General features: G+C 69.9%; 18 protein-coding genes. 5 read left to right on the top strand and 13 right to left on the bottom strand.

From position 1 onward, the window contains the following. Positions 1-43: 43 nt before the first annotated feature. The 6 genes from KUM44_RS24935 to hrcA all read right to left on the bottom strand — a co-directional run bounded on the left by KUM44_RS24935 (position 44) and on the right by hrcA (position 5,299). The gene (locus KUM44_RS24935; protein WP_217211262.1) at positions 44-601 is read right to left on the bottom strand and encodes a hypothetical protein; all 558 of its coding nucleotides are present in this window, start codon (positions 599-601) and stop codon (positions 44-46) included. Positions 602-667: 66 nt separating this feature from the next. After that, the gene (locus KUM44_RS24930) at positions 668-1,060 is read right to left on the bottom strand and encodes a VOC family protein (protein ID WP_217211261.1); all 393 of its coding nucleotides are present in this window, start codon (positions 1,058-1,060) and stop codon (positions 668-670) included. Positions 1,061-1,079: 19 nt separating this feature from the next. Continuing rightward, positions 1,080-1,838: a 16S rRNA (uracil(1498)-N(3))-methyltransferase gene (locus KUM44_RS24925; RefSeq protein ID WP_217211260.1), complete on the bottom strand. Its 759-nt coding sequence runs from the start codon at positions 1,836-1,838 to the stop codon at positions 1,080-1,082. Continuing rightward, the gene (locus tag KUM44_RS24920; protein ID WP_217211258.1) at positions 1,835-2,920 is read right to left on the bottom strand and encodes a nitronate monooxygenase; all 1,086 of its coding nucleotides are present in this window, start codon (positions 2,918-2,920) and stop codon (positions 1,835-1,837) included. The genes KUM44_RS24925 and KUM44_RS24920 overlap by 4 nt, the downstream gene beginning before the upstream one ends. 225 nt (positions 2,921-3,145) lie before the next feature. Further along, on the bottom strand, positions 3,146-4,282 hold the full coding sequence (gene dnaJ, locus KUM44_RS24915; RefSeq protein ID WP_217211256.1) for a molecular chaperone DnaJ: 1,137 nt from the start codon (positions 4,280-4,282) through the stop codon (positions 3,146-3,148). After that, the gene (hrcA, locus tag KUM44_RS24910; RefSeq protein WP_217211254.1) at positions 4,283-5,299 is read right to left on the bottom strand and encodes a heat-inducible transcriptional repressor HrcA; all 1,017 of its coding nucleotides are present in this window, start codon (positions 5,297-5,299) and stop codon (positions 4,283-4,285) included. A 160-nt stretch (positions 5,300-5,459) separates the two neighbouring features. On the opposite strand from hrcA, the gene KUM44_RS24905 reads away from it, so the two are divergent. Continuing rightward, positions 5,460-6,197: an MBL fold metallo-hydrolase gene (locus KUM44_RS24905; RefSeq protein WP_217211252.1), complete on the top strand. Its 738-nt coding sequence runs from the start codon at positions 5,460-5,462 to the stop codon at positions 6,195-6,197. A 42-nt stretch (positions 6,198-6,239) separates the two neighbouring features. Then, positions 6,240-7,055, top strand: a complete 816-nt coding sequence (locus KUM44_RS24900; RefSeq protein ID WP_217211251.1) for a DUF3097 domain-containing protein — start codon at positions 6,240-6,242, stop codon at positions 7,053-7,055. On the opposite strand, the gene KUM44_RS24895 is transcribed toward KUM44_RS24900, so the two are convergent. The 3 genes from KUM44_RS24895 to KUM44_RS24885 form a co-directional block, all read right to left on the bottom strand. Beyond that, positions 7,033-7,623 (bottom strand): Uma2 family endonuclease, encoded by a 591-nt coding sequence (locus KUM44_RS24895; protein ID WP_217211249.1) that lies wholly within the window; start codon positions 7,621-7,623, stop codon positions 7,033-7,035. The genes KUM44_RS24900 and KUM44_RS24895 overlap by 23 nt on opposite strands. A 104-nt stretch (positions 7,624-7,727) precedes the next feature. Beyond that, positions 7,728-8,960 carry a radical SAM family heme chaperone HemW gene (hemW, locus tag KUM44_RS24890; protein ID WP_217211247.1) on the bottom strand — a complete coding sequence of 411 codons (1,233 nt, stop codon included), beginning with the start codon at positions 8,958-8,960 and terminating at the stop codon, positions 7,728-7,730. 49 nt (positions 8,961-9,009) lie between these two features. Beyond that, positions 9,010-10,947 (bottom strand): ATP-binding SpoIIE family protein phosphatase, encoded by a 1,938-nt coding sequence (locus KUM44_RS24885; protein ID WP_217211241.1) that lies wholly within the window; start codon positions 10,945-10,947, stop codon positions 9,010-9,012. Positions 10,948-11,049: 102 nt separating this feature from the next. Between KUM44_RS24885 and KUM44_RS24880 the strand changes: the two genes are divergently transcribed. Further along, positions 11,050-15,198 (top strand): HAMP domain-containing protein, encoded by a 4,149-nt coding sequence (locus KUM44_RS24880; RefSeq protein WP_217211235.1) that lies wholly within the window; start codon positions 11,050-11,052, stop codon positions 15,196-15,198. Positions 15,199-15,210: 12 nt separating this feature from the next. Continuing rightward, positions 15,211-15,777: a two-component system response regulator gene (locus KUM44_RS24875; protein ID WP_217211233.1), complete on the top strand. Its 567-nt coding sequence runs from the start codon at positions 15,211-15,213 to the stop codon at positions 15,775-15,777. Positions 15,778-15,868: 91 nt separating this feature from the next. Here KUM44_RS24875 and KUM44_RS24870 read toward each other — a convergent pair whose 3' ends face one another. Together KUM44_RS24870 and lepA are read right to left on the bottom strand one after the other, a co-directional pair. Next, positions 15,869-17,743 (bottom strand): long-chain fatty acid--CoA ligase, encoded by a 1,875-nt coding sequence (locus tag KUM44_RS24870; protein WP_217211229.1) that lies wholly within the window; start codon positions 17,741-17,743, stop codon positions 15,869-15,871. Between the two features lie 283 nt (positions 17,744-18,026). Further along, a complete protein-coding gene (gene lepA, locus KUM44_RS24865; protein WP_217211228.1) occupies positions 18,027-19,895 on the bottom strand; it encodes a translation elongation factor 4 in 1,869 nt (622 codons plus the stop codon). 238 nt (positions 19,896-20,133) lie between these two features. Here lepA and rpsT point away from each other — a divergent pair, with 238 nt between their 5' ends. Then, a complete protein-coding gene (rpsT, locus tag KUM44_RS24860; protein WP_217211225.1) occupies positions 20,134-20,400 on the top strand; it encodes a 30S ribosomal protein S20 in 267 nt (88 codons plus the stop codon). A gap of 215 nt (positions 20,401-20,615) precedes the next feature. Here the strand turns inward: rpsT and KUM44_RS24855 are convergent, their stop codons facing one another. Beyond that, complete coding sequence (locus KUM44_RS24855) at positions 20,616-21,014, bottom strand: nuclear transport factor 2 family protein (protein WP_217211224.1); 399 nt, start codon at positions 21,012-21,014, stop codon at positions 20,616-20,618. 170 nt (positions 21,015-21,184) lie between these two features. Beyond that, positions 21,185-22,174, bottom strand: a complete 990-nt coding sequence (gene holA, locus KUM44_RS24850; RefSeq protein ID WP_217211223.1) for a DNA polymerase III subunit delta — start codon at positions 22,172-22,174, stop codon at positions 21,185-21,187. Between the last annotated feature and the right edge of the window lie 85 nt (positions 22,175-22,259).

The following is a 22,259-nucleotide window of genomic DNA, read 5'->3' as shown; positions in this document are numbered from 1 at the left end:
GACAGGCCTTTGGATCACTTGTCCAACTCCCGCCCGAATGCGCTCACTTGCCTTCCGGCCAGCAGTTCGGGTGCTGCTTGCAGTAGACGGTCTTGGTGACGGTCACGGTGACCGTGGGCCCGGGCTGCTGTCCGCCGCCGCCGGACGGGTTGACCGGCGAGGGCTTGGCATCGCAGTTGCCCAGCCCGTTGACGTGGAACCACTCCTTGCCGCCGACCTTGGCGACGAGGTCACCGCGCACACAGGAACCGCTGACGGCCCGGGTGATCCTGCCGGTGACGACGATATCCTTGCCGTCGGCGGTCTCGCCCTCGCAGTCGACCTTGACGACGGTCTTCGCACTGGCCGTGGCCCCACCGGACTTGCCGTCGCCGTCGCCTTCGTCGTACGAGCCGGTGCAGTTGAGCCACTGCACGTCGGCCTTCTGCCGCTCCAGTTCCGCGGTCACGGTCTGGTCGGTGGTGAACGCCACGGTCGCGCTGTTGAGCCCGCCGGGATCACAGGCGGTCATCCCTCCGACGGCGAGCACGGCCACTCCCACCGCACCCGCCACGCGCGGGCGCCGGCCGACACGACCCCAAACCCTGCTGAAAGCCCCCATGAGAGGGCAGCCTGCCACTGTCCCGGCCGCCGCGGTAGAGCGCATACGGCCACTCCCCCACCCGGATCAGGCGCGCAGCAGCAGCCACTCCTGGAGTTCCACCAGGTTGCCCTCCGGGTCCTTGAGGTGGGCGACGCGCATGCGGTCGGTCATGGGGGCGGGGCCGTGCAGGAGGGTGGCGCCGCGGGCGGTGATCCGGGCGCAGTAGGCGTCCAGGTCGTCGACCCGCAGCACGACCAGGGAGCGGTGGCCGGTGGCCGCGTCGCCGAGTTCGCCCAGGACCTCGGCCATCATCGCCCGGTCCTGGAGGGCGATGCCCGCGGAGCCGGTGGCGGGGCTGAACTTCTCGTACGGCCCGTTCGCCGCGCCCGACTGCGGCTTGAGGCCGAGGACATCGGCGTAGAACCGGTAGCAGGCCGGGAAGTCGCCGACCAGCAGCCGTACTTGGGCGAGTTCCACGGCGTACGTTCCTCCCGGGTCAGGACCAGCGGCCGGTGCGGCCGAGGAGCAGTGCCGTCGCCGCGGTTCCGGCGGTGGAGGTCCGCAGGACGGTACGGCCCAGACGGTACGCCTTCGCCCCCGCCTCCTCGAAGAGGGCCAACTCCTCGGGGCTCACGCCGCCTTCGGGTCCTACGACGAGCACGATGTCACCCTCGGTGGGCAGTTCGGCGGTGGCCAGCGGCTCGCTGCCGTAGTCGCGGTCCTCGTGCAGTACGGCGGCGAAGTCGGCCTGGGCGAGCAGCGCCGCGACCTGCTTGCTCGTGGCCGCCTCCGCGACCTCGGGGAATCGCACCCGGCGCGACTGCTTGCCCGCCTCACGCGCGGTGGCCCGCCACTTGCCGAGGGCCTTCGCGCCCCGCTCGCCCTTCCACTGGGTGATGCACCGGGCGGCCGCCCACGGCACGATCGCGTCGACGCCGGTCTCGGTCATGGTCTCGACGGCGAGCTCACCCCGGTCGCCTTTGGGCAGGGCCTGGACGACGGTGATCCGGGGCTGCGAGGGCGCCTCCTGCGCGACCGCCCCCAGCTCCACCACCAGCCGGTCCTTGCCCTCGGCCGCCTTGACGACGCCGTCGGCCCAGCGTCCGAGCCCGTCGGTGAGGACGACGTCCTCGCCGGCCCGCAGCCGCTTCACCGAGACGGCGTGCCGCCCCTCGGGCCCGTCGAGGACGTACTCGCCACCGGAGGGACCGACGCCCCGCTCCAGCGACTCGACGACGAACACCGGCGCGGTCATCGGCCGGCACCGCCCTGCGGGAAGGCCGACAACACTGTCGACGCCTCGGCCAGTTCGGCGGCCAGGACCTCGACCAGTTGCCCGGCGGGCAGTTCACGCGCCATCCGGTGCCCCTGCCCCGCCCACAGCGCCATGCCCTGCGGGTCACCGGAGGAGGCGGCCTTCTTGCGCAGCGGGGAGGTGAGGTGGTGGATCTCGGGGTAGGCGGCGGGGGCGTACGGGCCGTGCTCACGCATGAAGCGGTTGACCAGGCCACGGGCGGGCCGTCCGGAGAACGCGCGCGTCAGCTCGGTCCGGACGAACAGCGGGTTGGTCAGCGCCTGCTTGTGCACGGCGTTCGCGCCGGACTCCTGGGTGGCGAGGAAGGCGGTGCCGAGCTGTGCGGCGCTCGCCCCGGCCGCGAGGGCGGCGGCGATCTGGCTGCCTCGCATGATGCCGCCGGCGGCGACGAGGGGCAGGCTCACGGTCTCCCGGACCTGTGCGATGAGGGAGAGCAGCCCGATGCCGGACCCGTCGGTCTCGGGGTTGTCGCGATGCGTCCCCTGATGCCCGCCGGCCTCGACGCCCTGCACGATCACGGCGTCGGCGCCGGCCCGCTGCACGGCGAGGGCCTCGTCCGGGGTGGTGGCGGTGACGAGGGTGAGGGTCCCGGCGCGGCGCAGGGACTCCAGCACCTCGCTGCTGGGCACGCCGAAGTGGAAGGAGACGACCGGCACCGGGTTGTCGAGCAGCACGGCCAGCTTGGCGTCGTAGCCGTCGTCCCGCCCGCTGTCCGGGTCCCCCAGCTCGGTCTCGTACCAGGCGGCTTCACCGGCGAGCTGATGGGCGTAGACCTCCACGGCCGCGGCATCCGCGTACTCGGGCTGCGGCATGAACAGATTGACCCCGAAGGGCCGCCCGGTCAGCCCCCTGAGCTGCTTGATCTCCTGGTACATGCCGTCGGCGGTCTTGTACCCGGCGGCGAGGAAGCCCAGCCCACCGGCCTCGGCCACGGCAGCGGCGAGCTGCGGCACGGAGACGCCGCCTGCCATGGGGGCCTGCACGATCGGATGGGGGAAGAGATCGGTCAGCGCGGAGGACATGACGGCATGTTGTCACGTCCTCCGAACAAGTCCGAATCGACCCTTCCCCTTGGCGTAGGCCAACGAAATCCAGGCCCCACCGGCGCTGGAACCCAGCCCCTCCGGCGTTTGAGGAGCGGGGGTCCAGAGGGCAGAGCCCCCTGGCGGGGTCGAAGGGGCAGCGCCCCTTCAGGATGGGACGGGTAGGGGCGGCGGGGGCGAGATCAGCCTCCCGCAGCCACCTCGTCAGCGCCCGTTGAACGCGTCCTTCAACCGCGAGAACAACCCCTGCTGCCCCGGCTGGAACTGTCCCTGCGGGCGCTCCTCGCCGCGCAGCTTGGCCAGCTCGCGCAGCAGCCGCTCCTGCTCGGGATCCAGCTTGGTCGGCGTCTGCACCTCGACGTGCACGATGAGATCGCCGCGCCCGCCGCCCCGCAGATGCGTCACACCCCGCCCGTGCAGCGGGATCGACTGGCCGGACTGCGTGCCGGGCCGGATGTCGACCTCCTCCATGCCGTCCAGCGTCTCCAGCGGCACCTTCGTGCCGAGGGCCGCCGCCGTCATGGGGATCGTCACCGTGCAGTGCAGATCGTCGCCGCGCCGCTGGAACTGCGAGTGCGGCAGCTCGTGGATCTCGACGTACAGGTCACCGGCGGGACCGCCGCCCGGACCGACCTCGCCCTCACCGGCGAGCTGGATCCGCGTGCCGTTGTCGACGCCGGCCGGGATCTTGACGGTCAGGGTCCGGCGGGACCGTACGCGCCCGTCGCCCGCGCACTCGGGGCACGGCGTCGGGACCACGGTGCCGAAGCCCTGGCACTGCGGGCAGGGCCGAGACGTCATGACCTGGCCCAGGAAGGACCGCGTCACCTGCGACACCTCGCCGCGACCGCGGCACATGTCACACGTCTGGGCGGAGGTGCCGGGAGCGGCCCCCTCACCGTTACAGGTGTTGCAGACGACGGCCGTGTCGACCTGGATGTCCTTCGTCGTACCGAAGGCCGCCTCGTCGAGCTCGATCTCCAGGCGGATCATGGCGTCCTGGCCCCGGCGCGTACGCGAGCGCGGACCGCGCTGCGACGCCGTACCGAAGAACGCGTCCATGATGTCCGAGAAGTTCCCGAAGCCGCCCGCGCCGAAGCCGCCGGCTCCCGCGCCGCCCGCCTGGGACAGCGGATCGCCACCGAGGTCGTAGACCTGCTTCTTCTGCGGGTCCGACAGCACCTCGTAAGCGGCGTTGATCTCCTTGAACCGCTCCTGGGTCTTCGGATCCGGATTGACGTCCGGGTGCAGCTCGCGCGCGAGCCGCCGGAAGGCCTTCTTGATCTCTTCCTGCGACGCGTCGCGACGCACGCCGAGAACGGCGTAGTAGTCCGTGGCCACTTACGACTCCGCCAGGATCTGTCCGACGTACCGTGCCACTGCGCGTACCGCTCCCATCGTTCCCGGGTAATCCATGCGGGTCGGTCCGACCACGCCGAGCTTGGCGACTGCCTCGCCGCCCGAACCGTAGCCCACCGACACGACAGACGTGGAGTTGAGTCCCTCATAGGCGTTCTCGTGCCCGATGCGCACGGTCATGCCCGAATCCCCGGCCTCGCCAAGGAGTTTGAGGAGCACGACCTGCTCCTCCAAGGCTTCCAGAACGGGCCGGATGGTGAGGGGGAAGTCATGTCCGAAGCGGGTGAGATTGGCGGTTCCGCCGATCATCAGCCGCTCCTCGTTCTCCTCGACGAGTGTCTCCAGAAGGGTGGAGAGCACGGTCGAGACGGTGCCGCGGTCCTCCAGGTCGAAGGCCTCGGGGAGGTCCTCGACGAGGGTCGGCACATCGGTGAAGCGCCGCCCGGCGACCCGGCTGTTCAGCCGCGCGCGCAGATCCGCGAGCGACCCCTCGCCGAAGGGGGCCGGACAGTCGACCATCCGCTGCTCGACCCGTCCGGTGTCCGTGATCAGTACGAGCATCACACGCGCGGGCGCGAGGGACAGCAGCTCGACATGGCGGACGGTGGACCGGGTCAGCGACGGGTACTGCACGACGGCGACCTGCCGGGTGAGCTGCGCGAGCAGCCGCACGGTGCGCGCCACGACGTCGTCGAGGTCCACGGCGCCGTCGAGGAAGTTCTGGATGGCGCGCCGCTCCGGCGGGGTCATCGGTTTGACGCCGGCGAGCTTGTCGACGAACAGCCGGTAGCCCTTGTCGGTCGGGATACGCCCCGCACTGGTGTGCGGCTGGGCGATGAAACCCTCGTCCTCCAGGGCCGCCATGTCGTTACGGACGGTCGCCGGGGAGACACCGAGGTTGTGCCGCTCGGTCAGGGCCTTCGAGCCCACCGGCTCCTCGGTCCCGACGTAGTCCTGGACGATGGCACGCAACACCTGAAGCCTGCGTTCACTCAGCAATCGCGCACACCTCCAGAAGTCGTCCACTCGGCGCCTCGCCTGGCACTCTGCGCTGGTGAGTGCCAACCGTCCCCGGCCAGTGTACGGCGGTGGGGTACGCCCCGGGCAAGGCCGGTCACGCACCACCGTGCCCGACGGTGATGTCGTTTAGCGTCGCGGTATGACGGTGACTTGGGAAGAGCTGGGGTGGGAACGGCTGGCGGCCGGCGTCGGACGGTGCCGGCTTCCGGGCTGGGACTGCACGGCGGGGCTGGTCGTCGGGGACGGTGGCGCGCTGCTCGTCGACGCCGGGTCGAGCCTCGGGGAGGGCTCGCGGTTGCGGACGCAGGCGCAGTGGCTCGCCGGTCACCGTGTGACTCATCTCGCGCTTACCCACCCCCACTTCGATCACGTCTTCGGGGCGGCGGCGTTCGCGGGGGCGGAGGTGTACGGGGCGGTGGGCATGGACACGGTGTTCGCGCACGAGCGGGCGGAACTGCGCGCGGACGCCGTACACAACGGCCTGGACCAGGACGCGGCCGACGAGGCGATCGACGCCCTGGTCCACCCCCGTCACCAGGTGAGCGGCGAGTGGACCCTCGACCTGGACGGCGGCCGTCAGGTCCTCCTGGCGAACCTGGGCCCGGCCCACACGGCCCACGATCTGGTCGTGCTCGTGCCGGGCACGGCCGCCGGGGACCGGGAGGTGGTCTTCTGCGGCGACCTGGTCGAGGAGTCCGGCGAACCCCAGGCCGGCCGGGACGCCGTACCGTCTCGCTGGCCGGCGGCCCTGGACCGCCTCCTCGACCTGGGCGGCGAGGACGCACTGTACGTGCCCGGTCACGGAGCGGTGGTGGACGCGGAGTTCGTACGACGCCAACGCGACGCGTTGGCCGCCCGTTTCGGCGTGTCGGGCTGAACGGCGGGACGCGCGGCCCGCGCTTCTCCTATCGTCATCCGAATGCGCCAGTACTCCCCCGACCTGACCCCGCCCTGGAAGAAGCCCAAGCCCGTCCCCGAGGTCCCGGCGGACCCGGGCCTGGTGGTGGAGGAGCCGGGCACGGGTTTCTGCGGCGCGGTGATCCGCTGCGAGGCGGGCACCGTGACGCTGGAGGACCGCTTCGGCAAGCACCGGGTGTTCCCGCTGGAGCCGCGGGGGTTCCTGCTGGAGGGCAAGGTGGTGACCCTGGTCCGCCCGTCCGGGGCGGCTCCCGTACAACCCACCCGTACCGCCTCCGGTTCGGTCGCCGTCCCCGGCGCACGCGCACGCGTGGCCCGCGCAGGCCGCATCTACGTGGAGGGCCGGCACGACGCCGAGCTGGTCGAGAAGGTGTGGGGCGACGATCTGCGCATCGAGGGCGTGGTCGTGGAGTACCTGGAGGGCGTCGACGACCTGCCGTCGATCGTGGCCGATTTCGCGCCGGGTCCTGATGCGCGGCTGGGGGTTCTGGTGGACCACCTGGTGCCGGGCACGAAGGAGTGGCGGATCGCCGAGTCGGTGACCAGTGAGCACGCGTTGGTCGTGGGCCACCCGTACATCGACATCTGGGAGGCGGTGAAGCCGTCGTCGCTGGGGATCGCCGGGTGGCCGAAGGTCCCGCACGGGCAGGACTGGAAGACGGGGGTGTGCCGGGCGCTGGGGTGGCCGTCGGAGAACACCGGGGCGGTGTGGCAGGCGATTCTGAAGCGGGTGGGGTCTTACAAGGACCTGGAGCCGGAGTTGTTGGGAAGGGTGGAGGAGTTGATCGACTTCGTTACGGGTAGCGGTGGGGCTTGACGTTGGGGAACGTTCCGAACTCGGTGGTGTCCAGTTCGAGCCCCAGGTGCTCCACCGGGACTGGGTCCCCGAATTTGATGATCTCCTGGCTGAGGTAGTCGGCGTCCTCGCCCTGGCCTGCGGGCTTCGTCAGCAGGACACACTGCGCCATGATCGGGTCGAGGACGAGGTAGGCGGGGATCTTCCCGGCGGCGTAGATCGAGCGCTTGATCACGTAGTCCTGATGAACGCTGGACTTGGATACGACCTCCACGGCCATCGTGACCAGCTTGGAGGGCAGCAGACGGCCCGAGTCGGGTAGCGCGTCTCGCGCCACTACCACTAGGTCCGGTACCGGCTCGCTGGCCTCGTCCAGGATGTCCACGTCCTGGGTCTGAAGGCGAGACCAGCGCTGTCGCGGGATCTGGTCCTGCACATCGGCAACGATCATGTTGTGCACGATGTCAGGGCTGGCCATCATCACGATTACCCCCCGGAGGAGCTCCATCTTGACGCCCTCAGGAGGCTCAAGTTCCTCGAAGATCTTCACCATGCCGGTGGTCATCGGTCGGTCGTCCACAGCGGTCATCTCCGCAACCCTCCGGTTTCCGCCACCGTGCAATTACGGGGGCAGCCTACGAATCAGGTTAGGGATCGAACCGGCGTTCCGCACCGATTCACCCGCCCGAGTGATCAGTCCACCAAATCCCTGACCACGGCATCCGCCAGCAACCGCCCCCGCAACGTCAGCAGCGCACGCCCCTCCGCATACGGCCCCTCCTGAAGCAGTCCCTCCCCCAGCGCACGCCGAGAAGCCGCGAGCCCCTCCTCCCGCAGCAGCTCCAGCGGCACGCCCTCCCGAAGCCGCAGCTCCAGCAGGATCCGCTCGACCCTCCGGTCCTCCTCCGACAACAGCTCGCGCCCCGCCCCCGGCGACTTCCCCGCCGCCAGCGCCCCCGCATACGCCCCCGGATGCTTCACGTTCCACCAGCGCACCCCGCCCACGTGCGAGTGGGCTCCCGGCCCCGCGCCCCACCAGTCGGCACCCCGCCAGTACAGCTCGTTGTGCAGACAGCGGGCGGCCTCCGAGGTCGCCCAGTTGGAGACCTCGTACCAGTCGAAACCGGCCGCCGTGAACGTCTCCTCGGCGATCAGGTACCGGTCCGCGTGGACGTCGTCGTCCGTCATCGGGACCTCGCCCCGGCGGATCCGGCGGGCCAGCTGGGTGCCTTCCTCGACGATGAGGGCGTACGCAGACACATGGTCGGGTCCGGCGCCGATCGCCGCCTCCAGCGAGGCCCGCCAGTCGTCGTCCGACTCGCCGGGGGTGCCGTAGATCAGGTCCAGGTTGACGTGCTCGAAGCCCGCCGCGCGGGCCTCCGCGACGCAGGCCTCGGGGCGGCCGGGGGTGTGCGTGCGGTCGAGGATCTTCAGTACGTGCTGCTTGGCGCTCTGCATGCCGAAGGAGATCCGGTTGAAGCCGCCCTCGCGGAGCGTGGCCAGATAGGCCGGGTCGACCGACTCCGGGTTCGCCTCCGTGGTGATCTCCGCGTCCGGCGCCAGTCCGAACTCGGCGCGGATCGCCCCCAGCATCCGTACGAGATCGTCGGCGGCCAGCAGGGTGGGCGTACCGCCGCCGACGAAGACCGTGCGGACCTGGCGCGGGTCGTCGCCGAGGACCTTGCGGGCGAGGCGGATCTCGTCGACGAGGGTCTCGGCGTAGTTGTCGCGGGACGCCAGTACTCCGCCCGTGCCGCGCAGCTCGGTCGCGGTGTAGGTGTTGAAGTCGCAGTAGCCGCAGCGGGTCGCGCAGTACGGGACGTGCAGGTAGAAGCCGAGGGGGCGGTCGGCCGCGGCGGCGAGTGCGGACGCGGGGAGCGCGCCGTCGGTGGGGACGGGTTCGCCGTCGGGGAGTGCGGAGGGCATGGGTTCTATTGTCCAGCACGCGCGCGTACTCCCCGGAACCCGGAACTCGCTACTCGGCCTGGAGCACCAGCAGCGCCAGGTCGTCCTCCGGCGGGCGGCCGCTGAACTCGTGCACCAGCCTGCGGATCCGTTCCGCGATCAGCTGGGCGTTCAGCCCCGCGCACCCGGCGAGGGCGGTCGCGAGGCCGTCGCCGTCGTCGAACTGGCGGGAGCCGCTGCGCCGCTCCGTGACCCCGTCGGTGACGCAGAGCAGGGTGTCGCCGGAGCGCAGTTCGAAGGTCTCGGAGGTGTACGTGGCGTCCTCGATGACCCCGAGGAGGGTCTGCGGGTGCGCGGCGGTGTGGACCTCGCCGCCCGCGCCCAGCAGCAGGGGCAGCGGGTGGCCGGCGGAGGCGAGGGTGCAGCGGATGCCGCCGTCGAAGGGGGTGAGCTCGCCGTAGAGGAGGGACAGGAAGCGGGTCTGAGGGCCGTCGCCGGGGGCGACCGGGCCGACGAGGGCGCGGGCGGCGGCGTCGGCGGCCTCCGTGGCGTCGTCGAGGAGGAGCTGGTTGAGCCGGTCGAGGACGTCGGCGACGCGGTAGCCCTCGCGGGCGAGGAGCCGTAGCCAGGGGCGGGCGATGCCGATCACCACGGCCGCCTCGGGGCCCTTGCCCTGGACGTCGCCGATGGCGAAGCACCAGCGGCCGTCACCGGCCGGGAAGAGGTCGTAGAAGTCGCCGCTCGGGCCGCCCTTGTCGCACGGCTCGTACACCAGGGCGCTGACCACCCCGGGGATCTCCGCGACCGCGCCGGGCAGCAGTCCGCGTTGCAGGACCCGGCTGATGGTGGCCTGCCGGGCGTACTGGCGGGCGGCGCCGATGGCGAGGGCCACCCGGCGGCTGAGGTCCTCGACGAGCCCGGTGACCTCGTCGGGGAAGCGCATGAGGTCGGCCCGCCCGATGACCAGCGTGCCCAGCGGGCGGCCGCCGGCGATCAGGCGGTACGCGAGTGCCGTGCCGTGCACCCCGCGCGCGCCGAGCGCCTCACCGGGCCAGGGGTAGGGGACGGGTCCGGTGCGGTGGGTTTCGGGCGGAAGCGGCGGCTCCTTCTCCAGGGCGCGGCGCAGTTCCTCGATGAGGTTCTCGGAGCCGTGCCAGACGCGGGCCAGCCGGGGCCCCGTGCCCGCGGTGCCGTCGACCGCCCAGCCGCCCTCCGCCTCGCCCGATCGCGGGTATCCCCAGCGCCCGGCGACCTCGTCCTCCAGCCACACCGCGCACCAGTCCGCCAGCCGCGGCACGATCAGCTGGCCGGCGAGCGCGGCGACCAGGTTCTCGTCGAGCTGTCCGGCGAGCAGGTCGGAGGCCTCGGCGAGGAACGACAGGGCGCCCCGGTTGAGCCAGTCCCGATCCCGCTCGGCGCGCTGGGGCTCGGGCGCGAGGATCTCGGCGACGCGCAGCCCGCGCTCCAGCGCGCACTCCTGCGCGTACGCCTCGATGTCGTCCCTGGCCGCCACCATGGGGTCTTCTGCGGGCAGCCGCGCCCAGACGGTCTTGGAGCCGGTGCGATAGGTGACGCCCCAGGACTCGGCGAGCCGGGACACCAGGCGCAGGCCGCGGCCGTACTCCGGCGTCTCGTACGGCGCCTCGACCTCGCCGTCGCGCGGGGCGCGCGAGGGGTGGTGGTCCAGGACCTCGACGAGCAGGTCGCCGGTCCCGTCCTCCAGCCGGCAGGCGAGCTCGACATCGGTACCGGCGTGCACGACGGCGTTGGTGACGAGTTCGCTGACGACCACGACGGCGTCGTCGACGAGACGGTCGGTGAGGTGTTCGGTGCCGGGGAGACCGGAGGCGGCCCATTCGGTGAGGGCCCCGCGCACGACGGAGCGTGCGGAGCCCGGGGAGAGCGCGCTGCCGGGGAGGGTGGTGCGGGTTTCCGCGCCCACGCCCCCGTGCACAGGCACACCAGAGGCACGGGTAACGGTCTCCCGTTGCGCCGGAATGGCCCCCATGGACAGCTCCCCGAACGGTTCGGACGAATACGCCTCAGTCGACGCCGACAGAGTGACAGACTGGCCACGCCCATAAGCACCGAGTTACCGAAGTGGGCCGCCATGAGTGAGAACAGTGCTACGCGTGTGCTCGAAGACGGACAGAAAATCGTTCAGATTCGAGCATCGGAACTGCGCCCCCTGCTCGCCGCGATGACCGCGGCCCGGGATGGCGACTTCCGCAGGCTCCCGGAGACCGGTGAGGGAGTGGTGGCCGAGCTGACGGCCGTCTTCAACCAGATCATGGACCGCAGCACCCACTTCAACGGTGAAGTGCAGCGGGTCAAAAGGGAGTTGGTGCGCCACGGCCGCCTCGACGAGCGGCTCTCGGCGAGCCCGGGGCAGGGCGACTGGACGACCCGGGTCAACGACGTCAACCAGGTGCTCGACGCCCTGGTGGCCCCGGCGGCGAACGCGACGCGCGTGCTGGACGCGGTGGCCGGCGGCGACCTCACCCAGCGCGTCGACCTGCACGACGGCAGCCGTCAGTTACGCGGTGACCTGCGCCGACTCGGCCGGGCCGTGAACAAGATGGTCGACCAGCTCTCCCTGTTCACCGGCGAGGTCACCCGTGTGGCCCGTGAGGTGGGTACCGAGGGCAGGCTCGGCGGGCGGGCCAAGGTGCAGGGCCTGTCCGGCAGTTGGCGGGACGTGACCGAGGCCGTCAACACGATGGCGGCCCGGCTGACCGCCCAGGTCCGCGACATCGCCCTGGTGACCACGGCGGTGGCCCGCGGCGACCTGACCCGCACGGTCACCGTCGAGGCGACCGGCGAACTCCTCGAACTCAAGCTGACCGTCAACACGATGGTCGACCAGCTCTCCGCCTTCGCCGACGAGGTGACGCGGGTCGCCCGCGAGGTCGGTACGGAAGGCCAGCTGGGTGGCCGCGCCCAGGTGCGGGGCGTGTCCGGCGTCTGGAAGGACCTCACCGACAACGTCAACTTCATGGCGTCGAACCTGACCTCCCAGGTCCGCAACATCGCCCAGGTGACCACGGCCGTCGCCAACGGCGACCTGAGCCAGAAGATCACCGTCGACGCCCAGGGAGAGATTCTGGAGCTGAAGTCGACGATCAACACGATGGTCGACCAGCTCTCCGCCTTCGCCGACGAGGTCACGCGCGTCGCCCGCGAGGTCGGTACGGAAGGAAACCTGGGCGGGCGGGCCCAGGTGCGCGGCGTCTCCGGCGTCTGGAAGGACCTCACCGACAACGTCAACTTCATGGCGGACAACCTGACCTCCCAGGTCCGCAACATCGCCCTCGTCTCCACCGCCGTCGCCCAGGGCGACCTCGGCAAGAAGATCACGGTCGAGGCGAAGGGAGAGATCCTGGAGCTGAAGTCGACGATCAACACGATGGTCGACCAGCTCTCCGCCTTCGCCGACGAGGTCACGCGCGTCGCCCGCGAGGTCGGCACCGAGGGAAACCTCGGCGGTCAGGCCCAGGTGCGCGGCGTCAGCGGCGTCTGGAAGGACCTCACCGACAACGTCAACTTCATGGCGCTGAACCTGACCTCCCAGGTCCGCAACATCGCCCAGGTGACGACGGCCGTGGCGAACGGCGATCTGTCGAAGAAGATCACCGTCGACGCACGCGGCGAGATCCTCGAACTCAAGGACACCGTCAACACGATGGTGCAGCAGCTGCGCGCCTTCGCCGACGAGGTCACCCGCGTCGCCCGCGAGGTCGGCACCGACGGACGGCTCGGCGGCCGGGCGCAGGTACTGGGCGTCTCCGGCGTCTGGCGGGACCTGACGGACAACGTCAACTACATGGCCGACAACCTCACCTCACAGGTGCGCAACATCGCCCAGGTCACCACGGCTGTCGCCAACGGCGACCTCTCCAAGAAGATCGACGTGGACGCGCGCGGCGAGATCCTGGAGCTGAAGACCGCCATCAACACGATGGTCGACACGCTGTCCTCCTTCTCCTCCGAGGTGACCCGGGTGGCCCGCGAGGTGGGTTCCGAGGGTCAGCTGGGCGGCCAGGCGCGGGTGGAGGGCGTGTACGGCACCTGGAAGCGCCTGACGACGAACGTGAACGAGCTGGCGTCGAACCTGACCACCCAGGTCCGCGCCATCGCCGAGGTCGCCTCAGCCGTGGCCCAGGGCGACATGTCCCGCTCGATCACCGTGGAGACGCGCGGAGAGGTCGCCGAGCTGAAGGACAACATCAACCTGATGGTGGCCAACCTGCGCGAGACGACCCGAGCCAAGGACTGGCTGGAGTCCAACCTGGCCCGCCTGGCCGCGCTGATGCAGGGCCACCGCGATCTGATGGAGGTCGCCGACCTGCTGCTGCGCGAGCTGACACCACTGGTCAACGCCCAGTACGGCGCGTTCTTCCTGGCCGACCCGGACGAGGAGAGCGCCGCGCTGCGCACCACGGTTCCCGCGAAGGGGCTGGCCTTCATCGCCGGGTACGGCTCGGCGCAGGGCGCGACCGTCGAGACCGGTGGCCTTCCGGTGCACGGACTGGTCCGGCAGGCGGCCCGCGAAAAGAAGCGGATCCTGGTCGAGGAGGCCCCGCCGGACTACATCAAGATCAACAGCGGGCTGGGCGAGGCGGCGCCCACGAGCGTCGTCATCATCCCGATCCTCTTCGAGGACAAGCTCCTCGGCGTGATCGAGCTGGCGTCGTTCTCCCGCTTCTCCGATGTGCATCTGGCGTTCTTCGACCAGTTCGTGAACACCATCGCCGTCGCCATCAACACGATCATCGCCAACTCCCGTACGGAGTCCCTGCTCGGCGAGTCCCAGCGCCTGGCCATGCAGCTCCAGGAACGCTCGGACGAACTCCAGATGCAGCAGGCGGAGCTACAGCGCTCGAACGCGGAACTGGAGGAGAAGGCGGCCCTGTTGGCGACCTCCTCCCAGTACAAGTCGGAGTTCCTGGCGAACATGTCCCACGAACTCCGCACCCCGCTGAACTCCCTGCTGATCCTGGCGAGACTGCTGTCGGACAACCCGGACGGCCACCTCACCGACCAGGAGGTCCAGTTCGCGGCGACGATCCACCGCTCGGGCTCGGACCTGCTCCAGCTGATCAACGACATCCTGGACCTGTCGAAGATCGAGGCCGGCCGGATGGACGTACGCCCGAAGAAGCTGCCTCTCATCAAGCTGCTCGACTACGTCCACGCCACGTTCCGCCCGCTCACCCTGGACCGGGGGCTCGCCTTCGAGGTGGCGGTCGGCGAGGACGTGCCGCGCGAGATGTACTCGGACGAACAGCGCCTCCAGCAGATCCTGCGCAACCTCCTCTCCAACGCGATCAAGTTCACCGCGACCGGCAGGGTCGAGCTGCGCGTGAACCGGGTGAAGGACCCCGAGCACCACTACGTCCGCGAGAGCGACGAGGTGATCGCGTTCGCGGTGTCCGACACCGGCATCGGCATCGCGGCGGAGAAGCTCCCGGTGATCTTCGAGGCGTTCCAGCAGGCCGACGGCACGACCAACCGCAAGTACGGCGGCACCGGCCTCGGCCTGTCCATCAGCCGCGAGATCGCGGGCCTGCTGGGCGGCCGTATCGTCGCCGAGAGCGAGCCCGGCGAGGGCTCCACGTTCACGCTGTACGTCCCGGTCGTCAGCCCCGGCCACGCGGCCACCGGCCCGACGCCCGAGGGCCGTCCGCTGCCGGTGCCGGAGCAGCTGTCGGCCGAGACGTACCCGGCCGCGCACGACGCCGACGAGTCATGGCCGACGCCGACCAAGCTGGAGGCGTGGCAGACGGGCCGGGCGGGCCAGGTCCTGCCGGGCCGACGGGTGCTGATAGTGGACGACGACATCCGCAACGTCTTCGCGCTCACCCATGTCCTCGGCCGGGTCGGCATGCCGGTCCTGTACGCGGAGAACGGCCGCGAGGGCATCGAGACCCTGGAGCGCAACCCGGACGTCGAACTCGTCCTGATGGACATCATGATGCCGGAGATGGACGGCTACGAGACGATCTCCGCCATCCGCCGCACCCCGCGCTGGGCTGACCTTCCCATCGTCGCCCTGACCGCGAAGGCCATGCCCGGCGACCGGGAGAAGTCCATCGCGCGGGGCGCCAACGACTACGTACCGAAACCGGTGGACGTGGATCAGCTGCTGACCGTCGTCTGCGACCTCCTGGACCCCGAGGCCGCGGAGCCGAAGAACACCGTAGGACCGGGACCGGACGCTTCCGAGGGGGAAGAGGTCCCGCCGACCATCACCGAATGAGGCCACTTCATCATGAGCGCTGAGGCAACGACCGACGAGCGTGCCGGCATCCTCCTGGTCGACGACATGGAGGACAACCTGATCGCGCTGGAGGCCGTCCTGGGGTCCCTCAACGAACCGCTCGTCCGCGCGCGTTCGGGCGAGGAGGCGATGAAGGCGCTGCTCCGGCAACGCTTCGCCCTGGTCCTGCTCGATGTCCGCATGCCGGGCATGGACGGCTTCGAGACCGCCACCAACATCAAACGGCTCGACCAGACCAAGGACGTCCCGATCATCTTCCTGACCGGCGCGGAGGACGAGCCGGCCTATGCCTTCCGCGGCTACGCGACCGGCGCCGCGGACTACTTGACCAAGCCGTTCGATCCGTGGGTGTTACGCGCGAAGGTGACGGTTTTCCTGGACCTGTACCGCAAGAACAGGCAGTTGGAGCACCTGCTGAGCCGCGAGCACGTCCACAGCAAGGAGCTGAGTGCGCAGGTGGCATCCCTTGAGGAGCGACTCTCCGATGACGTCCCCCCGGACCTGACGGACCTCCGCGCAAGGGTCCACGAGATACGTCGACTTATCGGCAAAGGGTGAGCCGACCAACCCCAAGGGGCGCGGGGAACTGCGCGAGCAACCACGTACCACCCGCAGCCGCCAGCAGTCCCCGCCACCCTCCCCTACGGCGCTACGCCTCCCGCGTACCGGCGTACATCTCCTCAATAAGCCCCTTGTACTCCCGCTCCACAACCGGCCGCTTCAACTTCAGACTCGGCGTGATCTCCCCGTGCTCCACATCGAGATCCCGGGGCAGCAACCGGAACTTCTTGATGGTCTGCCACTTCTGAAGCCCCTCGTTGAGCTTCTTCACATACCCGTCGACCATCTCGACCGTCTGCGGCGCCGCCACGATCTCCGCGTACGACTTCCCGGAGAGCCCGTTCTCCTCGGCCCAGGCGACAATCGCGACCTCGTCCAGCGCGATCAGCGCCGTGCAGAAGTTCCGGTCGGCGCCGTGCACCAGGATGTTGGAGACGTACGGGCACACCGCCTTGAACTGCCCCTCGACCTCGGCCGGCGCGATGTACTTGCCGCCCGACGTTTTGATCAGGTCCTTCTTGCGATCGGTGATACGCAGGTACCCGTCGGGCGACAGCTCACCGATGTCACCGGTGTGGAACCAGCCGTCCGACTCCAGCACCTCGGCGGTCTTGTCGGGCAGCCCGTGGTAGCCCTCCATGATGCCGGGGCCGCGCAGCAGGATCTCCCCGTCGTCCGCGATACGCACCTCCGTGCCGGGCAGCGGCTTGCCGACCGTGCCGGTGCGGTAGGCCTCGCCCGGGTTCACGAACGACGCGGCCGAGGACTCGGTGAGGCCGTAGCCCTCGAGGATGTGGATGCCGGCACCCGCGAAGAAGTAGCCGATCTCGGGGGCGAGCGCGGCGCTGCCCGAGACGCAGGCGCGCAGGTTGCCGCCGAAGGCCTCGCGGATCTTGGCGTACACGAGCGTGTCGGCGACCTTGTGCTTGGCGGCGAGGCCGAAGGGCGCGGAGTGGGTGCCGGTGCGCCGGAAGTTTTCCTGGGTGACCTTGGCGTACTCGCGGGAGACCTCGGCGGCCCACTGGAAGATCTTGTACTTGGCGCCGCCGGCCGCACGGGCCTTGGCGGCCACCCCGTTGTAGACCTTCTCGAAGATGCGCGGGACGGCCGCCATGTACGTCGGCTGCACGACCGGCAGATTCTCGATGATCTTGTCGACGCGGCCGTCGACGGCGGTGACGTGACCGACCTCGATCTGCCCGGAGGTGAGCACCTTGCCGAAGACGTGCGCGAGCGGCAGCCACAGGTACTGCACGTCGTCCGGGCCGACCAGGCCGGTCGCGGCGATGGCCTTCGCCATGTACGCCCAGTTGTCGTGCGGCAGCCGTACGCCCTTGGGGCGGCCGGTGGTGCCGGAGGTGTAGATCAGGGTGGCCAGCTGGTCCCTGGTGATCGCGCCGACCCGCTGCTCGATCAGCTCCGGGTCCTTCTCCAGCCGGGCCGCGCCGCGCTTCTCCAGCTCGTCGAGGGTGAGGATCCAGTCGGCGGTCTCGACGCCGGCCGGGTCGATGACGACGACATGGGTGAGGTTCGGCAGCTCTGCGCGCTTCTCGACCGCCTTGGCCAGCTGGGCCGCGTCCTCGGCGATCAGTACCCGGCTCTCGGAGTCGGAGAGGATGAACGCCGACTCCTCGGCGTTGGTCTGCGGATAGACGGTGGTGGTGGCCGCGCCGGCGCACATGATGCCCAGGTCGGCCAGTATCCACTCGATCCGGGTCGAGGAGGCGAGGGCGACGCGCTGTTCGGGCTGGACCCCCAGCTCGATGAGCCCGGCCGCGATGGCATAGACCCGCTCGGCGGCCTGCGCCCAGCTCAGCGACTTCCAGTCGTCCGGGCCCTCGCCCGAGACCGGGGCCACGGGATGGCGATATGCCTCGGCGTCCGGTGTGGCCGCCACACGCTCCAGGAAGAGGGCCGCCACGCTCGGCGGACGGTTCTCGATCAGTGTCTGTGTGTCGCTCACGACATCCTCCGGGGGCCCGCGACTGTGCGGCTGGCTCAACAGCCGGCTGGTGCGGCCGGCTCATTACGGCGGTCTTCACTCGCGTGCCGTTGTTTAACTCGCGAGTAACTATCGAGCAGGGATCAGAGTAAAGGCCGACCGGCCGACGCGTAAGGGTCCGCGGCCTGTCACTTCCACCAGAGAGTCCCGCCGGTACGAGCCCGTACGCGCAGAGGCCCGCCGCACTTGCGTACGACGAGCCCCTGTTGCACCGGTTTGCCGGGTCACCGCCTGTTACCGGCGGTTACTTCTTGCCCTTGCCCGACCCCGCGCTGTCATCGCTGGAGAGCACCGCGATGAAGGCCTCCTGCGGAACCTCCACGGAACCCACCATCTTCATCCGCTTCTTGCCTTCCTTCTGCTTCTCCAGCAGCTTGCGCTTACGGGAGATGTCGCCGCCGTAGCACTTGGCGAGGACGTCCTTGCGGATGGCGCGGATGGTCTCGCGGGCGATCACCCGGGAGCCGATGGCGGCCTGGATCGGCACCTCGAAGGCCTGCCGCGGGATGAGCTCGCGCAGCTTGGCGACGAGCCGTACGCCGTACGCGTAGGCCGCGTCCTTGTGGGTGATGGCGGAGAAGGCGTCCACCTTGTCGCCGTGCAGCAGGATGTCGACCTTGACCAGGCTGGAGGTCTGCTCGCCGGTGGGCTCGTAGTCGAGCGAGGCGTAGCCGCGGGTCTTGGACTTCAGCTGGTCGAAGAAGTCGAAGACGATCTCCGCGAGCGGCAGCGTGTAGCGGATCTCGACCCGGTCCTCGGACAGGTAGTCCATACCGAGCAGGGTGCCGCGCCGGGTCTGGCACAGCTCCATGATCGAGCCGATGAACTCGGTCGGGGCGAGGATGGTGGCGCGTACGACGGGCTCGTACACCTCGTTGATCTTGCCCTCGGGGAACTCGCTCGGGTTGGTGACGGTGTGCTCGGTGCCGTCCTCCATCACGACCCGGTAGACCACGTTGGGCGCGGTCGCGATCAGGTCGAGCCCGAACTCGCGCTCCAGGCGCTCACGGATCACGTCGAGGTGCAGGAGCCCCAGGAAGCCGACGCGGAAGCCGAAGCCGAGCGCGGCGGAGGTCTCCGGCTCGTAGACCAGCGCGGCGTCGTTGAGCTGGAGCTTGTCGAGGGCCTCGCGCAGCTCGGGGTAGTCGGAGCCGTCCAGCGGATAGAGCCCGGAGAAGACCATCGGCTTCGGGTCCTTGTACCCGCCGAGGGCCTCCGTCGCCCCCTTCTGCTGGCTGGTGACGGTGTCACCGACCTTGGACTGGCGGACGTCCTTCACGCCGGTGATGAGGTAACCCACCTCACCGACACCGAGGCCGTCGGCGCTCAGCATCTCGGGCGAGTTCGTCCCGATCTCCAGCAGCTCGTGCGTGGCACCCGTCGACATCATCTTGATGCGCTCGCGCTTGTTGAGCTGGCCGTCGATGACACGGACGTAGGTGACCACGCCCCGGTAGGAGTCGTAGACGGAGTCGAAGATCATGGCGCGGGCGGGGGCGTCCTTGACGCCGACCGGCGCGGGGACCTCCTTGACCACCCGGTCGAGCAGGGCGTCGACGCCGACACCCGTCTTGGCGGAGACCCGCAGCACGTCGCTCGGATCGCAGCCGACCAGGTTGGCGAGCTCCTCGGCGAACTTCTCGGGCTGCGCGGCCGGCAGGTCGATCTTGTTCAGTACGGGGATGATCGTGAGGTCGTTCTCCATCGCCAGGTAGAGGTTGGCGAGGGTCTGGGCCTCGATGCCCTGGGCGGCGTCGACGAGGAGGATGGTGCCCTCGCAGGCGGCGAGCGACCGCGAGACCTCGTAGGTGAAGTCGACGTGCCCCGGGGTGTCGATCATGTTGAGGATGTGCGTGTTGCCGGGTTCGTGGGTGGGAGCCCACGGCAGCCGCACCGCCTGGGACTTGATCGTGATGCCGCGCTCGCGCTCGATGTCCATCCGGTCGAGGTACTGAGCACGCATCTGCCGCTGCTCGACCACACCGGTCAGCTGGAGCATCCGGTCGGCGAGCGTGGACTTGCCGTGGTCGATGTGCGCGATGATGCAGAAATTGCGGATCAGAGCCGGGTCGGTACGGCTCGGCTCGGGCACATTGTTTGGGGTCGCGGGCACGCAGGGTCCTGTCTCTTGAGGCGCCTTATGCCTCGGGTCGGATCGATACGTAGGTTCCATGGTCCCACGGGCAGCGACCGGGGACCGTTTTGGGCCGTCCGCCGGCCCACTGGTAGTCTGGGTGGCTGTGTCTCATGCCCTCTCAGCGCGAGGCACATCCTCAAGAAATCACCTGGTACGGGACCCGGTCTCCTCGTGAGGCTCCTGGCCCCGTGCCTGAACCTGAAAAGGCTCATTCGTGGCGAACATCAAGTCCCAGATCAAGCGGATCAAGACCAACGAGAAGGCCCGGCTGCGCAACAAGGCCGTCAAGTCCTCCCTGAAGACCGCGATCCGCAAGGCCCGTGAGGCCGCTGCCGCGGGTGACGTCGAGAAGGCCACCGAGTACCAGCGCGCTGCCGCGCGTCAGCTCGACAAGGCCGTCTCCAAGGGCGTCATCCACAAGAACCAGGCCGCCAACAAGAAGTCGGCGCTTGCTTCGAAGGTCGGCTCCCTCAAGGGCTGACACCTTTCTGATCTGACCGCCGGAGGGAATCGAGCGGGCCCTCTCTCATCCGCTCCCGTCCGGCACCCCGGATCCGCACGCGGCCTGCGTTCGCCACGCGGGTGCGGATCCAGCAGCTTGATCCGAAGGCCCCGGCGCCTCGCCCTTCCCCAGGGCGGGCGCCGGGGCCTTCGCCCATGCCCACGTCCACATCCGTGTCCGCGTCCAGGCCTGGGTCACGACCAGAAGTCGTTGGCCATGTCGATGTCGGCGACACACTCGTCGAGATCGGTGATCTTGTCGCCGACGATCCGGAAGACGATGCCGCCGTTCTCCTCGATGTGCTTGGAGCCTCGGTCAGCGGTGAAACGGTGCACGGACACGGCGTGCCCACGGCCGTCGACGAAGATGTCACGCAGCTCGACCCGGAACGACCCGCCCGTCTCCGAGTAGAGCCGGCCGTAGTACCCGTCGAGGATCGAGTCGATCCCCTTGAAGTCCCCCGAGAGCGGGTGAGAACCGGGCACATGATGCTTACAGTCCCCGGTCATCATTCCGCGCAGGGTGTCCATGTCCCCGCGCTGAAAGGCTTCGTAGCCCTTGCGGACGAGAGCAGCGTGCGGGTGTTCAGCCATGACGGTCGCCACCTTCCCAATCCGACGCTGTACGACTGATATGCCCGATTGTCCCCTGTTGTCCTGGGGGCGTCTTCTGGAGCAGGGGGATCGCTCCGGGACGCCCACGTCGCCCGAGGTGGTGCGGTGCCTGCCGGACCGACGACGCGGCGTGATTCCAATGGCAGGGCCTAGGAACGCCCCCTGGACCGAGCCGCGCGTGCGATGGTGACGACCGCCTTCTCCAACGCGTACTCGGGGTCGTCCCCGCCGCCCTTCACCCCGGCGTCGGCCTCGGCGACCGCCCGCAGCGCCACCGCCACTGCGTCCGGCGTCCACCCGCGCATCTGCTGCCGTACGCGGTCGATCTTCCAGGGCGGCATGCCGAGCTCACGCGCCAGGTCGGCGGGGCGGCCGCCGCGCGCGGAGGAGAGCTTCCCGATGGCCCGGACGCCCTGGGCGAGCGCACTGGTGATCAGGACGGGCGCCACGCCCGTCGCCAACGACCACCGCAGTGCCTCCAGCGCCTCCGCGGCCCGCCCCTCGACCGCCCGGTCGGCCACGGTGAAGCTCGACGCCTCGGCACGGCCCGTGTAGTACCGCCCCACCACGGCCTCGTCGATGGTCCCCTCGACATCCGCGACCAGCTGACTCACCGCGGACGCAAGCTCCCGCAGATCGCTCCCGATGGCATCGACCAGCGCCTGACAGGCCTCCGGCGTCGCGGACCGCCCGGTCGCCCGGAACTCGCTCCGCACGAACGCCAGCCGGTCCGCCGGCTTGGTCATCTTCGGGCACTCCACCTCCCGCGCCCCCGCCTTGCGCGCGGCGTCGAGCAGCTTCTTGCCCTTGACCCCACCGGCATGCACCAGCACGAGGGTGATCTCCTCGGCGGGCGCCCCCAGATACGCCGTCACGTCCTTGATCGTGTCGGCCGACAGATCCTGCGCACCCCGCACGACCACGACCTTGCGCTCCGCGAACAGCGAGGGACTGGTCAACTCCGCCAGCGTGCCGGGCTGCAACTGGTCCGAGGTCAGCTCCCGCACATCCGTGTCGGCGTCGGCGGCCCGGGCGGCAACCACCACCTCCCGCACGGCACGGTCGAGCAGCAGCTCCTCCTGACCCACGGCGAGGGTCACGGGGGCGAGGGGGTCGTCGTTCGCACTCTTCCTGGCCATCGCGACAAGCATGGCATGGGCCACTGACAGCCGACGCCGACGCCGACGCCGACGCCGACGGGAAGGGTGGGCGGGGGGATGGGGG

The organism is Streptomyces sp. AC550_RSS872 (assembly GCF_019049285.1).
Lineage (GTDB): Bacteria > Actinomycetota > Actinomycetes > Streptomycetales > Streptomycetaceae > Streptomyces.
Note: the sequence above shows the minus strand (reverse complement) of the source record. Positions and strands in the feature narration are given on the sequence as shown.

What these genes read in the sequence shown, in the direction of transcription:
- KUM44_RS24935 (WP_217211262.1), bottom strand. Translation starts at nt 601, where the DNA reads ATGGGGGCTTTCAGCAGGGTTTGGGGTCGTGTCGGCCGGCGCCCGCGC.
- KUM44_RS24925 (WP_217211260.1), bottom strand. Translation starts at nt 1,838, where the DNA reads ATGACCGCGCCGGTGTTCGTCGTCGAGTCGCTGGAGCGGGGCGTCGGT.
- KUM44_RS24920 (WP_217211258.1), bottom strand. Translation starts at nt 2,920, where the DNA reads ATGTCCTCCGCGCTGACCGATCTCTTCCCCCATCCGATCGTGCAGGCC.
- KUM44_RS24905 (WP_217211252.1), top strand. Translation starts at nt 5,460, where the DNA reads ATGACGGTGACTTGGGAAGAGCTGGGGTGGGAACGGCTGGCGGCCGGC.
- KUM44_RS24900 (WP_217211251.1), top strand. Translation starts at nt 6,240, where the DNA reads ATGCGCCAGTACTCCCCCGACCTGACCCCGCCCTGGAAGAAGCCCAAG.
- KUM44_RS24895 (WP_217211249.1), bottom strand. Translation starts at nt 7,623, where the DNA reads ATGACCGCTGTGGACGACCGACCGATGACCACCGGCATGGTGAAGATC.
- hemW (WP_217211247.1), bottom strand. Translation starts at nt 8,960, where the DNA reads ATGCCCTCCGCACTCCCCGACGGCGAACCCGTCCCCACCGACGGCGCG.
- KUM44_RS24885 (WP_217211241.1), bottom strand. Translation starts at nt 10,947, where the DNA reads ATGGGGGCCATTCCGGCGCAACGGGAGACCGTTACCCGTGCCTCTGGT.
- KUM44_RS24880 (WP_217211235.1), top strand. Translation starts at nt 11,050, where the DNA reads ATGAGTGAGAACAGTGCTACGCGTGTGCTCGAAGACGGACAGAAAATC.
- KUM44_RS24875 (WP_217211233.1), top strand. Translation starts at nt 15,211, where the DNA reads ATGAGCGCTGAGGCAACGACCGACGAGCGTGCCGGCATCCTCCTGGTC.
- KUM44_RS24855 (WP_217211224.1), bottom strand. Translation starts at nt 21,014, where the DNA reads ATGGCTGAACACCCGCACGCTGCTCTCGTCCGCAAGGGCTACGAAGCC.
- holA (WP_217211223.1), bottom strand. Translation starts at nt 22,174, where the DNA reads ATGGCCAGGAAGAGTGCGAACGACGACCCCCTCGCCCCCGTGACCCTC.